Genomic DNA, 12,525 nt, shown 5'->3' with positions numbered 1-12,525 from the left:
AAAAGCCGGCGCCGTGGCGCCAGCCTTTGACGCCTGCGTCGGGCGCTCAGAACGTTTTGACCAGCGCTTCCAACTGGTCGGCGCACAGGCCCCAGCCTTCATGGAAGCCCATTGCTTCGTGCGCCTTGCGGTCTTCCACGGTCCAATGCAGGACCCGCGCCGTATAACGCGTCTTGCTACCTTCGTCCTTGAAGGTCAGGGTCACGGTCATGAACGGCTTGGGGGAGGGCGCCCAGTCGCCGATATAGGCGTCGGTGAACACCAGCTTTTCGTTCGGCACGATCTCCAGATACTGGCCCGGATTGGGATATTCGTTCCCCTCGGGATCGGCCATCACCAGCACATTCCCGCCGCCGGGGCGCAGGTCGAGATCGGCGCGCACCGTTCTCCATGGCTTGGGCGCAAACCACTGCATCAGCAGGTCCGGCTGCGTCCAGGCGCGATAGACTTTTTCGCGTGGGGCGTCGATCAGGCGTGTCAGGCTGAGTTCGCGGCTTTCGTCAGATGTATCGGTCATTTCAGGTTTCCTTGACTGGAATGGTTGTTCATCTTCACGACGAGCAAGCAAAGAGCCTTTCGACATGTCCCACTGAAATTCCGCGAAAACCCTTCAGCCCCTTGCCCGTGCCGAGGCAATCACCTCCGGCGACCACGCGAAATCCTTGTCGAACGGATATTGCGGAACACCCTTGTGCTTGCGCTCCAGTCGCTCGACGAACTGATCCACAACGCCGGGCGACAGCGCCATCAGGCTCGGATTGGCCAATGGCCCCAGGTCCGGCGACAGGTAGCCCGATTTCACCACCAGGATTTTCGCCGTCCGCGGATCGAGCCCCAGCCGGCTGAAATCCTCGATATTGTGGAACGGCCGCCGCCGTGCCGTCACCACCAGGTCGACACCATCGATCCGCAACACCGCTTCGCGCAGCCGTGGCTCAGCCGCCTCCAGCAGAAACACCACCTCCGCCGTCACCTCGGCCGGCGCGCTGGACGGATCAAGACTTCCCCCGATGCTCGCCTCAATCGTGCCGCCCACGCCAGCGGCGTGAGCCGCTTCGGTCGCTGCCGCATCCATGATTCCGGCGAACACCACGCCCTGGGCGCCCTTGGCCAGCAGCGCGCTCAGCACCTCGGCCCGATCACCGACGCCGCCACCCGTCGGATTGTCCCCCGATTCGGCGATCACCGCCGGCCCGGTAGTCGCCGCCATTGCCCAATCCACGCATTCCTCAATGCTGCCGGTCTTGGGCCCGAACACGAACTGCTCGCGGACATCCCAATAGCCCTGTGCCAGCGTCGTTGCCGCAAGTTCCATCGCCGCTCCATCCGTCCCGGTTACCAGCGCGCAGGCCGTCGCGCGCGGCTCATCCGCCCACACATAGCCTACCTGAAACGAAGCATCCCAGATGCCCGTGGGTTCTTCTGCCTCATGGATGGTGGTGTAAAACGTCCGCGCTGGCTCATCCTGCGTGCTGGTCCGCTCGCCCGGCAGCAGCACCGGAACCGGCGCCCACACCAGGAACGGCCGCACGCCGGTGCGCAGCGCCCGCACGAGCATCGTCACCGAGCGCCGCATCGTGTCCTGAATGTCGATATGTGGCGCCGTCCGATAGGTCGAAAACATGTCCAGATTGTCGACGATCCGCTGGCTGATATTGCCGTGCAGGTCGTAGCTCGCCGCGATCAGCACGTCCGGCCCGACCACGCCGCGCACCGCCGCGATCAAGTCGCCCTCGGCGTCGAACATACCCTCGACGAACATTGCGCCGTGCAGCGCCAGATACACCCCGTCCAGCGTCCCCGCGGCCATGAGTCCGTCGAGGATTTCTCCTTTCCAGCGCTCGTAGATCGCCCGTTCCACTGGCCCGCCGGCAATCGCCCTGGCATGCAGGATCGTCACGAACTCGGCCGGAAAATGCGTCAGGAAATCGAAATAGGCATTCTTGAGCATCGATGGTCCGCGCAGCACGCGAAAATCGGCTTCGCGCGCCAGCACCGGATTATAGGTGCTGCATTCGGTGTGTAGTCCGGCAACGGCAATGCGCATTCAATACACTCCTGAAATTTCAGCTTCCGGATCGCCCGCTGGCTTGCCGCTTGGCTGCGTGCGCAGCCTTCCGGTCAGCGCCAGGCTGATCGCCAGCACCGGCAACAGCGCCGCCAGGCCAATCCGCATTTCAACATGTTCGGCGATAAAGCCGATCACTGGCGGCCCCATCAGGAAACCCAGCAGCGCCACAAAGCTCAGGATCGCCACATTCGCCGAACTCGAGCGGTCAGTCAGGCTTGCCGCCGCGGTCACAGCCAGGGGGAAGCCAACCGACACGCCCAGCCCAATCACCGCAAACCCGATCAAGGCCAGCGCCGTATTGGATGCCACCAGCAGGATCGCGACGCCAATCAACCCGAGCAGGCCTGCGCCACGCGCCAGCGGCACGGCGCCGAATCGCGCTTTGAGCCGATCGCCGCCGAACCGGCCGGCCGCCACCATCATGGCGAACACCGAATAGCCCAGCCCCGCCGCGCCGCCATCGGCGCCGAGCACATCGCGCAGAAACACCGCCGACCAATCGGCCATCGCCCCTTCGGTCATGGTGATGCCGAACACGAAAAAGCAGATCCCCAACAGCGCCAGGCTCGGCAAGCTCCAGGCCAAGCGCTTGCCGGTCTCGCTATGATGCGGCTCCGTCGCCGTGTCCGGCAATTGCCGCGACGCCAGCAATGCAATCGGCAGCACGATGATCGCCACCAGCGGTATCGCCCAGTGCGCTTCAAGCCCAATCGCTGCCAGTGCCGAGCCGATCAGGCTGCCCGTCATGATGCCCAGCGACCAGAAGCCATGCGACGTGCTCATGATCAGCGAGCCGGTGGATTTCTCCACAGCGTCGGCCTGAACGTTCAGCCCCAGCTCGGTGAAGGAAATCGCCCCGCCCGCCAGCATCAGGCAGAGGAACAGGATGATCGGCGTCATCGCCAGCGCCGGCAGGCTCACCGCAATGCTATAAAGCACGAAGCCGATCAGCAGTGTCCGGCGCGGCCCGATCTTGCCGACGATCGGCCCGGCGAATGGCAGCGTCAGCAGCGTGCCACACGGCAATCCCAACAACGCCCAGGCCAGTCCCGCCGGTCCCAGCCCCAGCGTCTCCTGCACATCCGGAATCCGCGGCAACCAACTGCCGAATGCCACCGGCTGCAGGAAAAACGCCAGCATGGTCAGGCGCTGGACACTCAAGAACGACATCTACTTATCCCTGCATTCCAGCGAGCACGATCTGGCTGGGCTTTCACACCCGTTTGGAGTTGAATAGTGGGCAAGGCTTCAAAAACCACAATCCTCCGGCGCGCCTGCAGCGTCGCCGGCCTTGCCATCGTGTTGCAAATTTTCATTCGTGACAGCATCGTCGTCTTCCGATGAAGAGCCCACATCGATACCAATTCAAGCATCATTCGGTGTCGCCCTCGACTTGTCCACATCCATTTGTGCAATAGACCGCCAAAAACCGCCCAGTTTTTCGGCACTTTGCGCAAAAGCGCGCCGTTTTTCAGGGTGGCTTAAATTGGTATTGAAGTTGGTTTGTTTTCGTGTTGACATGACACTGGAGACAATCCTAGTCTTGAAAATAGTTTACATAATTCCTTACCACTCCGTTCAAGAGAGTGGCGGGGCAACAGGGTTACGGCATTCATGCGGGTTGGCATTATCGGTCTCGGCTATCGCCTGGGTTATCTGGCGCGGGTATTCTCCGCTGCCCGTGACGACTTTTCTGTCGTCGCTTACGTGGATGATGCGCCTGCGGGCCTCGACTACACCAAGGAACACGGCGTTTCCGTCGGCAAGGAATACCCTACTCTCGAAGCCATGCTGGATGGCGAACAACTCGACCTGCTGATGGTTGGTTCGCCCAACCACACCCATCTCGACTACATCCGCATCGGGCTGGAACGCGGTCTCAAGATTTTCACCGAAAAGCCGGTCGTGACCTCGGTCGAGGATACCATGGCGCTGGCCGAGCTGATCGCCCAGTACGGCTCCGACAACCTCATGGTTGGATTGGTGCTGCGCTACGCCCCGCTCTATGTCGATCTGCGCAAGGCCCAGGCCGAAGGCCAACTCGGCGACATCACCTCGATTGAAGCGTCAGAACATATCCCGCCTTATCACGGCGCGTTCTTCATGCGCGATTGGCGCCGTTACGAGAAATATTCGGGCAGTTTCATGCTCGAAAAGTGCTGCCACGATCTCGATCTCTATAACGGCGTCATGGGCTGTCGCCCGCGCTACGTTTCCAGCTTCGGTGGCCGCCGCACTTTCGTTCCCAAGAATGCTCCAGCCGCCAACGGCATCAACGACATGGAAGTCTACCATCGCAAGCCGAGCGGCTGGATGGGCAGCGAGAAGGTCTTCGACAGCGACGGCGACATCATCGATTTCCAGACCGCCATGGTGAGTTATGAAAACGGTGCCGCGCTCACCTTCCATACCAATCTCAACGTTCCCGATGATTTCCGCCGCTTTGCGGTGATGGGTGCCAAGGGCATGGCCGAGGGCGATTTCATCCGCAATTTCCTGCGCGTCACCGATAGCCGCACTTCGGATCGCCTGATCGATAACACCTACAAGACAACCGGCCTCAGCCAGCATTACGGCGCCGACGAGCAAATGGCCGCCGATATTCTTAGCCACATGGTGGATGGCGTGCCGCTGCCGGTTTCGGTGGTCGATGCGCTCGAAGCGGGTCTCCTGGCCCTCACCATGGACCAGGCCATGCGCACCAAATCGGTCATCGACATGGGCCCGATTTGGCAGCAGTTCGATGCTGCCCTCGGCCGAAGCAGTTGAGGGAATAGACCATGACCAGCACTCGAAACGCTACCCTGTTCGCTCTCGCTCTGCTGGCTCCAGCCCTTCTCTACATTATCGGCATCGTCGCCTATCCGCTGGTCGATACCATCAATCTCAGCTTCACCAATGCGGCGCTGAAAAAGACCTATGAGTTCGTCGGCTGGGCGAACTACGAAAAGATCTTCAAGAACAACTTCAACGAAGTCATCGTCCGCACCTTCGTCTGGACCTTCTTTTCGGTCTCCATCAAGATGATCGTCGGCACCTTTGGCGCCGTGTTGCTCAATGCCGCCGTGCCCGGTCGCGCGCTGTTCCGCATCCTGACCATGCCCCCCTGGGTCGTGCCCATGGCCATCGGCATTTTCATGTGGGGCTGGATGTATAACGGCCAGTTCGGCATGATTTCCGGCCTGCTGCAGAATTTCCACATCGTGGACGGCCCTATTGCCTGGCTGGCTTATGGCAATACCGCGTTCTGGGCCACCATCGTCACCGACGTATGGATTGGCGTGCCGCTGGTCACCATCTACCTGCTGGCCGCCATGCAATCGATCCCGCGCGATCTCTATGAGGCCGCCTGGACCGATGGGGCAGGGCGCTTCTACCGCTTCCGCCGCATCACCTTCCCGATGATCATCCCCGCTTTGGTGACCATGTCGCTGCTGTCGCTGATCGCCACCTTCAATTCCTTCGACATCATCTGGATCCTGACCCGCGGTGGTCCTTCGGGCTCCACCACCACCATGATCATCGACACCTACAAGACCGCCATCGGCTCATACAAATACGGCGAAGGCGCTGCCCGCGCGGTGATGATCTGCATCTTCCTGTCCCTGTTCTGCCTGGCCTATTTCCGCGTCGTCGGAAAGATCAACACGGGAGAAAAGGCATGACCGACCAGCCCCTGAATATCGCTGCCGAAAAGACCGCCCATCCTGCCGACGATCTGGCCGTGGTTCCCGTCGTCACGAAGCCCGCCAAGGCCGTGCGGGCGATGATCGACCGCTATACGTGGTACGAATATGTCGCGATTTACGCCGGCATCTTCGTCTTCCTGTTTTTCGTGCTGGCGCCCTTCATCGAAGGCTTCATGGTCTCGCTGAAGCCGCTGTCGCGCTTGTTCTCCACGCCCTACAGCTTCTGGCCGGAGCAAGGCTCGCTCACCGCCTATTTCACCATGTGGCAGAGCGTGCCGGGCTTCTGGCGCTATATTCTGAATTCGCTGGGGCTCTCCACGGTCATCACCGTCGTCGTGCTGATCATGGTGGTCCCTGCCGCCTACGCTTTCGCCCGGTTCCCCTTCAAGGGCCGTGGCATCATGCTGGCCGGGTTCCTGGCGGTAAACATGTTCTCCGGCGCCGTGCTACTCATCCCGCTCTACCGGCTGATGCGCTCGCTCGGCTTCCTCAATACCTACTTCGCCATGATCGTGCCCGGGGTGGCCTTCCTCATCCCCTCGGCCATCTGGCTGCTGCGCACCTACATGATGCGCATTCCGCGCGAACTGGATGAAGCCGCATGGGTCGATGGTGCCAGCCGCCTCTACACTCTGCGCCGCGTCATCCTGCCGATCGCCATGCCCGGCATTTCCGTCGTCGCCATCACCACATTCATTGGAGCCTATGCGCAGCAGTTCATCTTCGCGCTGACATTCAACTCCAAGACCGAGTTCATGCCGCTTCCGATCGGGCTGTTCGCCTATTTTGGCCGACAGGAAGTGGTGTGGAACGAGCTCATGGCCGCCAGTTTCGTTGGCATCAGCCCGGTGCTCATTCTGATCGTATTTCTACAGCGTTATCTCGTCGCTGGCCTCACCGCCGGTGCCGTCAAGACATAGGGCACGGCGTCAAAGCCGCGTTCGACAAGGGACTCGCTCCTTCGGGAGCCAGTAAAGCAAGGGAAGGTACAAACATGAAAAATACCAGGATTCTGGGTGGTGCGATGCTCGCGCTGCTTGCTTCGACGGCTTATGCCGCCGCGCAGGACCAGACCATCAGCTTCGTGGAATGCGGCGATACGCTTAGCGCCGTCCACGTCGCCACCATCGCCAAGTGGGAAGCCGCCAATCCAGGTTGGAAGGTCGCTCCCGAGGTTGTTGGCTGGGGCCAGTGCCAGGATAAGGTGACCACGCTTGCCGTTGCCGGCACCCCAGTGGGTCTGGCCTATATCGGTTCGCGCGCGCTCAAGCAGCTCGCGTCGAACGATCTCATCGTCGACATTCCGATGACCGACGAAGAAAAAGCCGGCTACTATCCTTACGTTGCCGATACGGTAACCTTCGATGGCAAGCAGTGGGGCCGTCCGGTCGCATTCTCGACCAAGGCCCTTTACTGGAACAAGGACCTGTTCACCGCAGCCGGTCTTGATCCCGAGAAGCCACCCACCACGTTCGCCGAAGAAATCGCCGACGCCAAGGCGATCTCCGAAAAGACCGACGCAGCCGGCTTCGGCGTTGTCGCCAAGACCTTCGACAACACCATGCACCAGTTCTTGCATTGGGTTTATTCCAATAACGGCCAGGTCATCGATGCCGATGGCAAGATCGTTCTGGACAGCCCGCAGAATCTGGAAGCCCTCACCGCGCTCAAGGACATCGTTCCTTATGCCGAAGAAGGCCCGACCGCCTACGAACAGAACGAAGTGCGCGCCATCTTCCTCGATGGCAAGCTGGGCATGATCCAGGCCGCTTCCGGCGCCCTGAACCTGCTCAAGGACTCCCCGTTCAAGTGGGGCGTCACCACGCTTCCCCAGGGCCCATCGGCCAAGGGTCCCGGCACGCTGCTGATCACCGACTCGATGGCTGTGTTCAAGGGCACGGGCGTTGAAGAAAAGGCCATCGATCTGGCCAAGTTCATCACCAATGCCGAAAACCAGACCGCCTATGAAGCCGAGCAGGGCCTGACCCCGCTGCGTCCGGGCCCGGCTGCCGACGCCATCGTCGCTGCCGATCCCAACTGGAAGCCGTTCTTCGACGGTATCGCTTATGGTGGCCCAGAGCCGCTGCTGACCGACTATCTCGGCCTGCAGAACGTCATGATCGAAATGGTTCAGTCCGTCGTCACCGGCGCTGCCGAACCTCAGGCTGCCCTCACCAAGGCCGCTGCCGATCTCGAGCAGTACAAGTAAGCCTTTCGCTTCCCGCTGCCGCCTCCGGGCGGCAGCGGATCTCATTTTGAACTGTCGGCACGCCCGACCGGAGACTCTGCGCCATGTCCCAGCTCAGCCTCAAGCACCTCGAAAAGTCCTTCGGCGATACCCAAATCATCAAGGGCATCGACCTGGAAGTGTCGCAGGGTGAGTTCGTGGTCTTTGTCGGCCCCTCCGGCTGCGGCAAGTCCACCCTGTTGCGCATGATTGCCGGGCTGGAAGATGTCACCAGCGGCGAGATCAACATCGCGGGCAAGGTGGTCAACGACCTGCCACCGGTCAAGCGCGGCATCGCCATGGTGTTCCAGTCCTATGCGCTTTATCCGCATATGACCGTGTTCGAAAACATCGCCTTTCCGCTGCGCGTCGAAAAGCTGCCCAATGACCAGGTCAAGGAGCGCGTCGCCCGCGCCGCCAAGGTCCTGCAGCTCGATGCCCGTCTCGAACAGCGCCCCGGCACCCTCAGCGGCGGCCAGCGCCAGCGCGTCGCCATCGGCCGCGCCATCGTGCGCCAGCCCCAGATTTTCCTGTTCGACGAGCCCCTGTCCAACCTCGACGCCGCGCTCCGCTCCGAGATGCGTATCGAGCTGATGGAACTGCACAAAAAGCTCGGCTCCACCATGATTTACGTCACCCACGACCAGGTCGAAGCCATGACCATGGCTGACAAGATCGTAGTGATGAATGCCGGCCTGATCGAGCAGATCGGCTCGCCGCTGGAACTCTACCACAAGCCCGACAACAAGTTCGTCGCCAGCTTCATCGGCAGCCCCAAGATGAATTTCATCCAGGGCAAGGCCACCACGTCAGACGGCACCAACGTGACCGTCGATCTGGGGAGCCTCGGCACCGTCACCCTGCCGCGCGCCACCAAGCGCGTTGCCGGCGATACCGTCACCCTGGGCATTCGCCCCGAGCACCTGGTACTCGGCAAGAGCGATTTCACCCTGACCGTCACCCCCAAGATCGTTGAGCACCTGGGCATCCACACTGTCCTCTATGCCGATCTCCCTGGCGGCGAGACCTTCATCGCGCTGTTCGAAGGTGCCCCCGATATCTCCGAAGGCGTTCCCCTCGAACTCGGCTTCAAGCTCTCCTCCGCCCACCTGTTCGACACCGCCGGCCTCGCGGTTTACTAGGCTCGATAGTTCGGTCTATCGTCCCCTCCCCCTTGAGGGGAGGGACAGGGTGGGGGTTGCTCCCAGCAAATTCGATGCTCAATTCGCGTCGGGCTGCACCGCTCCTAGATTAAGAGGCCAAAAAATATGCTCGATATCGTCGGCGTCCTGCAGTCCGAAAAGAGCGAGTTCACCCGGTCCGAGCGCGTGCTGACCGACATCATCCTGCTCGATGTCGAATCCGTGCTGAAAATGTCCATCGTCGACCTCGCCGCCCAGGCCGAAGTGTCCCCGCCGACCGTCACCCGCTTCTGCCGCCGCCTCGGTTGCGATAGCTACGCCGATTTCAAGGTTCGCCTGGCCCAGAGCCGTTTCGTCGGCCAGCGCTATGTGGTGCCCGCCAACGGCCCCAAAAGTGTGCGCGAAATCGCCCAGGGCGTCGTCAACGGCATCCAGTCCACCATCTACGACACCTTCGACCACATCGATTTCGACGCCATCGAACGCGCCGCGGAAACCATCATCAAATCCAGCTTCGTGCTCACCTTCGGCTCCGGCGGCTCGTCCTCGATGGTGGCCACGGAGACGGAAATGCGCCTCTTCCGCCTCGGCCTCAAAGTGGCCTCGTCGATCGATCATCAGGCCCAGTTGATGCGCGCCGCCAGTGCCCCAGCCGGCACGGTGATCATCGCCTTCTCGCTCAGCGGCAATAACCTGCCGCTGGTCAAGGCGCTCACGGCAGCCGGCGAATATGGCCTGCCGCGCATCGTCGTCACCCGCTCGCGCTCGCCCATGGCCGATCGCGCCGATGTGCTCCTGCCCATCGATCGCGCCGAAAACCCCGACATCTTCCAGCCCACCACCGGCCGCTACGCCTTCCTGTCCATGGTCGATATCCTGTCCCAGACCATCGCCACCCGCCTCGGCCCTCCGGCCGTCGCCAGCATGCGGCGCATCAAGCACCAGCTCGTCGTCAACCGCGATGGCGACGACAGTCAGCCTTTGGGGGATTGATGGTGAAACGCAAAACACCCAGCAATGCTTCAGTCGACACCTCCCCCTTCCATGGGAGGATCAAGGTGGGGGTTCTTGTCGCTTAATTTGAGCTCTCCAATCCCCACCCAGCCTCCCCCGGGTAGGGGGAGGAGCCGTTCGGTGGCACTGGCAAGTTGGTGCCGCCATTACATCCGACAGCACTACCTCACACGGGGAGGCTGGGGTCGGGATTGGCTCTGAGGACTAGAACCGAGCCCCACCGCCAATCGCCAAAATCACGCCGCACAGGAATTCGCCCATGACCGCCCCCGCGTTGAATCTCGCCACCATCTGGACCCCGGCTACTGCCACCGAGCCTTTGTCCTATACGATCAAGCTGACCAACAGCGGCACGGCCCCGATCAGCAATTTCAAGCTCGGCCTCAGCGGTCCCGCCCGTATCGACCCGCAGGCAGAAGTCGAAGGCGGCGTGCTCGAAAAGCGCCTCTCCAACCATTCCCTGTTCGCCCCGCCGGCCGGCTACGTCCTCGCCCCCGGCGAAACCTGGACCGTTACCGCACGCGGCCTGTCCTATGGCCTGCGCCACTGGAGCGACGGCGCCAATTCGTCCTATGTGACCCTGGCCGACGGCACTATTCTCCCCGTCATCACCACGCCAACCCATTCCACCGCCGGCAACGCCGCACTGCTCAAGGGCGCCGCGCGCTTCCCAATGCCCGCCAAGACCCCCGTCTCGGTCTCGATCATTCCCTGGCCGAAAAACGTCTCCGTCACCGGCGCCCGGGCCGTTCCCCAGGGCCTCAACCCGCTCCCTGAAGGCGACGATGCCACGAACGCCGCTGCGGCCTTTGCCAAGCTGGTCGATGACCTGTTCCCCGTCGAAGCCCTGGTCCGCCCCGCCTCCGAAGGCGGCATACCAGTCTACTTGAAGCCCAAATCCGGCCTCGGCGCCGAAGCCTACGAAATCGCCTTCGCCGAAGACGCTGTGACCATCTCGGCCACCACCCGCGCCGGCTTCCTCTACGGCCTGATCACCACCGGCCAAATTCTGCGCGGCGCCAAGCAACATCCGAACACCCTGGTCTTCCCCTCCGGCGGCACCATCACCGACGAGCCGGGCCTGGTCTGGCGCGGCACCCATCTCGACGTTGCCCGCCAGTTCTATACCGGCGCCGAAGTCAGTCGCCTGCTCAAGCTGATCGCCTGGAACAAGATGAACCGCTTCCACTGGCATTTGAGCGAAGACGAAGCCTGGCGCGTCGAGATCGACGCCTATCCCGAACTCACCGAGATTGGCGCCTGGCGCGGCCACGGCAAGGCGCTCCCGCCCATGCTCGGCAGCGGCCCGCATCCCACCGGCGGCTATTATTCCAAGCCGGTCATCCGCGAGATCGTCGCCCTGGCCGATAGCCTGGGCATCCAGGTCGTCCCCGAAATCGACATGCCCGGCCATTGCTACGCCCTGCTGCAATCGCTGCCGCAACTGCGCGATCCCAACGAGATTGGCGAATACCAGTCGGTCCAGGGCTTCCCGAACAACTGCCTGAACCCCGCCATGGAAGCGACCTACACCTTTCTGGAAACCGTCATCACCGAGATGCTGGAACTCTTCCCCGGCGGCATTTTCCACCTCGGCGCCGACGAAGTTCCGCTCGCTGCCTGGTCCGGCTCGCCCCTGGCGCTCGACCTCTTGGAAAAGCTCGCCGGCCCCGAAATGCGCAAGAAACACGAGGCCCAGCTTAACCAGCTCGGCAATCACGGCGGCGCCGACGAAATCGAAGACTCCCCCACCGCCATCCTGCAAGGCTATTTCGTCAAGCGCGTACACGAGATCATCGCCAGCAAAGGCGCCATCACCGGTGGCTGGGAAGAAGCCGCCCATGGCGACGCCGTCGACAAGGCCAATTCCTATCTCGTCGGCTGGCGCAATGTTGAAATCAACGCCGCGCTCGCCGCGCAAGGCTACGACATCGTCGCCTCGCCGGCCCAGCGTTACTACCTCGACATGGCCAATTCCGTGTCCTGGTCCGAGCCCGGTGCCGGCTGGGCCGGCTGGTCGGGACCCGAGGAAACCTACATGTTCGAAGCCCGCGAGGGCATGACGCCCGAGGCGCTCAAGCACCTGCTTGGCGTGCAATCCTGCATCTGGTCCGAATCCATGACCGACCGCGCCATCTTCGACCGCCTGGTCTTCCCCCGCATTTCCGCCATCGCCGAATCCGGCTGGACGCTGCCCGAACGCAAATCCTGGACCCGGTTCTCCGACTTCGCCGGCATGATGCCGATCATGTACGGCAATTGGGCGGAGTAAGTTCTTCCTTCACCCTCCCCCTTGTGGGGAGGGACGCGAGATAGGACTTAGCTTGCTAAGTCCGTGATCGAGCAGGGTGGGGGTATGCATCCGCAAACTCAGAGCACGGA

Annotated in this window: 10 protein-coding genes; 7 read left to right on the top strand and 3 right to left on the bottom strand. The window is 62.0% G+C overall.

Annotated elements, in window-relative coordinates; translation table 11 throughout:
- Positions 1-46: 46 nt before the first annotated feature.
- From ABIB57_RS02010 to ABIB57_RS02000, 3 genes are all read right to left on the bottom strand, one after another.
- Complete coding sequence (locus tag ABIB57_RS02010) at positions 47-517, bottom strand: SRPBCC family protein (RefSeq protein ID WP_354038168.1); 471 nt, start codon at positions 515-517, stop codon at positions 47-49.
- A gap of 93 nt (positions 518-610) precedes the next feature.
- Entirely contained in the window at positions 611-2,047 is a 1,437-nt protein-coding gene (locus tag ABIB57_RS02005; protein WP_354038167.1) for a M81 family metallopeptidase, read from the bottom strand.
- Entirely contained in the window at positions 2,048-3,241 is a 1,194-nt protein-coding gene (locus tag ABIB57_RS02000) for an MFS transporter (protein WP_502914333.1), read from the bottom strand.
- Between the two features lie 444 nt (positions 3,242-3,685).
- Between ABIB57_RS02000 and ABIB57_RS01995 the strand changes: the two genes are divergently transcribed.
- The 7 genes from ABIB57_RS01995 to ABIB57_RS01965 all read left to right on the top strand — a co-directional run bounded on the left by ABIB57_RS01995 (position 3,686) and on the right by ABIB57_RS01965 (position 12,415).
- Positions 3,686-4,840, top strand: coding sequence for a Gfo/Idh/MocA family protein (locus tag ABIB57_RS01995; protein ID WP_354038166.1), 1,155 nt, complete (start codon positions 3,686-3,688; stop codon positions 4,838-4,840).
- An 11-nt stretch (positions 4,841-4,851) separates the two neighbouring features.
- A complete protein-coding gene (locus ABIB57_RS01990; RefSeq protein ID WP_354038165.1) occupies positions 4,852-5,736 on the top strand; it encodes a carbohydrate ABC transporter permease in 885 nt (294 codons plus the stop codon).
- A 101-nt stretch (positions 5,737-5,837) separates the two neighbouring features.
- On the top strand, positions 5,838-6,680 hold the full coding sequence (locus ABIB57_RS01985) for a carbohydrate ABC transporter permease (RefSeq protein WP_299727750.1): 843 nt from the start codon (positions 5,838-5,840) through the stop codon (positions 6,678-6,680).
- 74 nt (positions 6,681-6,754) lie between these two features.
- Positions 6,755-7,969, top strand: coding sequence for an extracellular solute-binding protein (locus ABIB57_RS01980; RefSeq protein WP_354038164.1), 1,215 nt, complete (start codon positions 6,755-6,757; stop codon positions 7,967-7,969).
- Between the two features lie 83 nt (positions 7,970-8,052).
- The gene (locus ABIB57_RS01975) at positions 8,053-9,129 is read left to right on the top strand and encodes an ABC transporter ATP-binding protein (RefSeq protein ID WP_354038163.1); all 1,077 of its coding nucleotides are present in this window, start codon (positions 8,053-8,055) and stop codon (positions 9,127-9,129) included.
- A 126-nt stretch (positions 9,130-9,255) separates the two neighbouring features.
- Positions 9,256-10,122 (top strand): MurR/RpiR family transcriptional regulator, encoded by an 867-nt coding sequence (locus ABIB57_RS01970; protein ID WP_354038162.1) that lies wholly within the window; start codon positions 9,256-9,258, stop codon positions 10,120-10,122.
- Between the two features lie 280 nt (positions 10,123-10,402).
- Positions 10,403-12,415, top strand: a complete 2,013-nt coding sequence (locus ABIB57_RS01965; RefSeq protein ID WP_354038161.1) for a beta-N-acetylhexosaminidase — start codon at positions 10,403-10,405, stop codon at positions 12,413-12,415.
- The last annotated feature ends 110 nt before the right edge of the window (positions 12,416-12,525 follow it).

It is taken from the genome of Devosia sp. UYZn731 (genome assembly GCF_040546795.1).
Lineage (GTDB): Bacteria > Pseudomonadota > Alphaproteobacteria > Rhizobiales > Devosiaceae > Devosia.
This window is presented reverse-complemented; position numbering and strand designations above follow the sequence as displayed.

Coding starts and splice junctions, on each gene's coding strand:
- ABIB57_RS02010 (WP_354038168.1), bottom strand. CDS start 517: ATGACCGATACATCTGACGAAAGCCGCGAACTCAGCCTGACACGCCTG.
- ABIB57_RS02005 (WP_354038167.1), bottom strand. CDS start 2,047: ATGCGCATTGCCGTTGCCGGACTACACACCGAATGCAGCACCTATAAT.
- ABIB57_RS02000 (WP_502914333.1), bottom strand. CDS start 3,241: ATGTCGTTCTTGAGTGTCCAGCGCCTGACCATGCTGGCGTTTTTCCTG.
- ABIB57_RS01995 (WP_354038166.1), top strand. CDS start 3,686: ATGCGGGTTGGCATTATCGGTCTCGGCTATCGCCTGGGTTATCTGGCG.
- ABIB57_RS01990 (WP_354038165.1), top strand. CDS start 4,852: ATGACCAGCACTCGAAACGCTACCCTGTTCGCTCTCGCTCTGCTGGCT.
- ABIB57_RS01985 (WP_299727750.1), top strand. CDS start 5,838: ATGATCGACCGCTATACGTGGTACGAATATGTCGCGATTTACGCCGGC.
- ABIB57_RS01980 (WP_354038164.1), top strand. CDS start 6,755: ATGAAAAATACCAGGATTCTGGGTGGTGCGATGCTCGCGCTGCTTGCT.
- ABIB57_RS01975 (WP_354038163.1), top strand. CDS start 8,053: ATGTCCCAGCTCAGCCTCAAGCACCTCGAAAAGTCCTTCGGCGATACC.
- ABIB57_RS01970 (WP_354038162.1), top strand. CDS start 9,256: ATGCTCGATATCGTCGGCGTCCTGCAGTCCGAAAAGAGCGAGTTCACC.
- ABIB57_RS01965 (WP_354038161.1), top strand. CDS start 10,403: ATGACCGCCCCCGCGTTGAATCTCGCCACCATCTGGACCCCGGCTACT.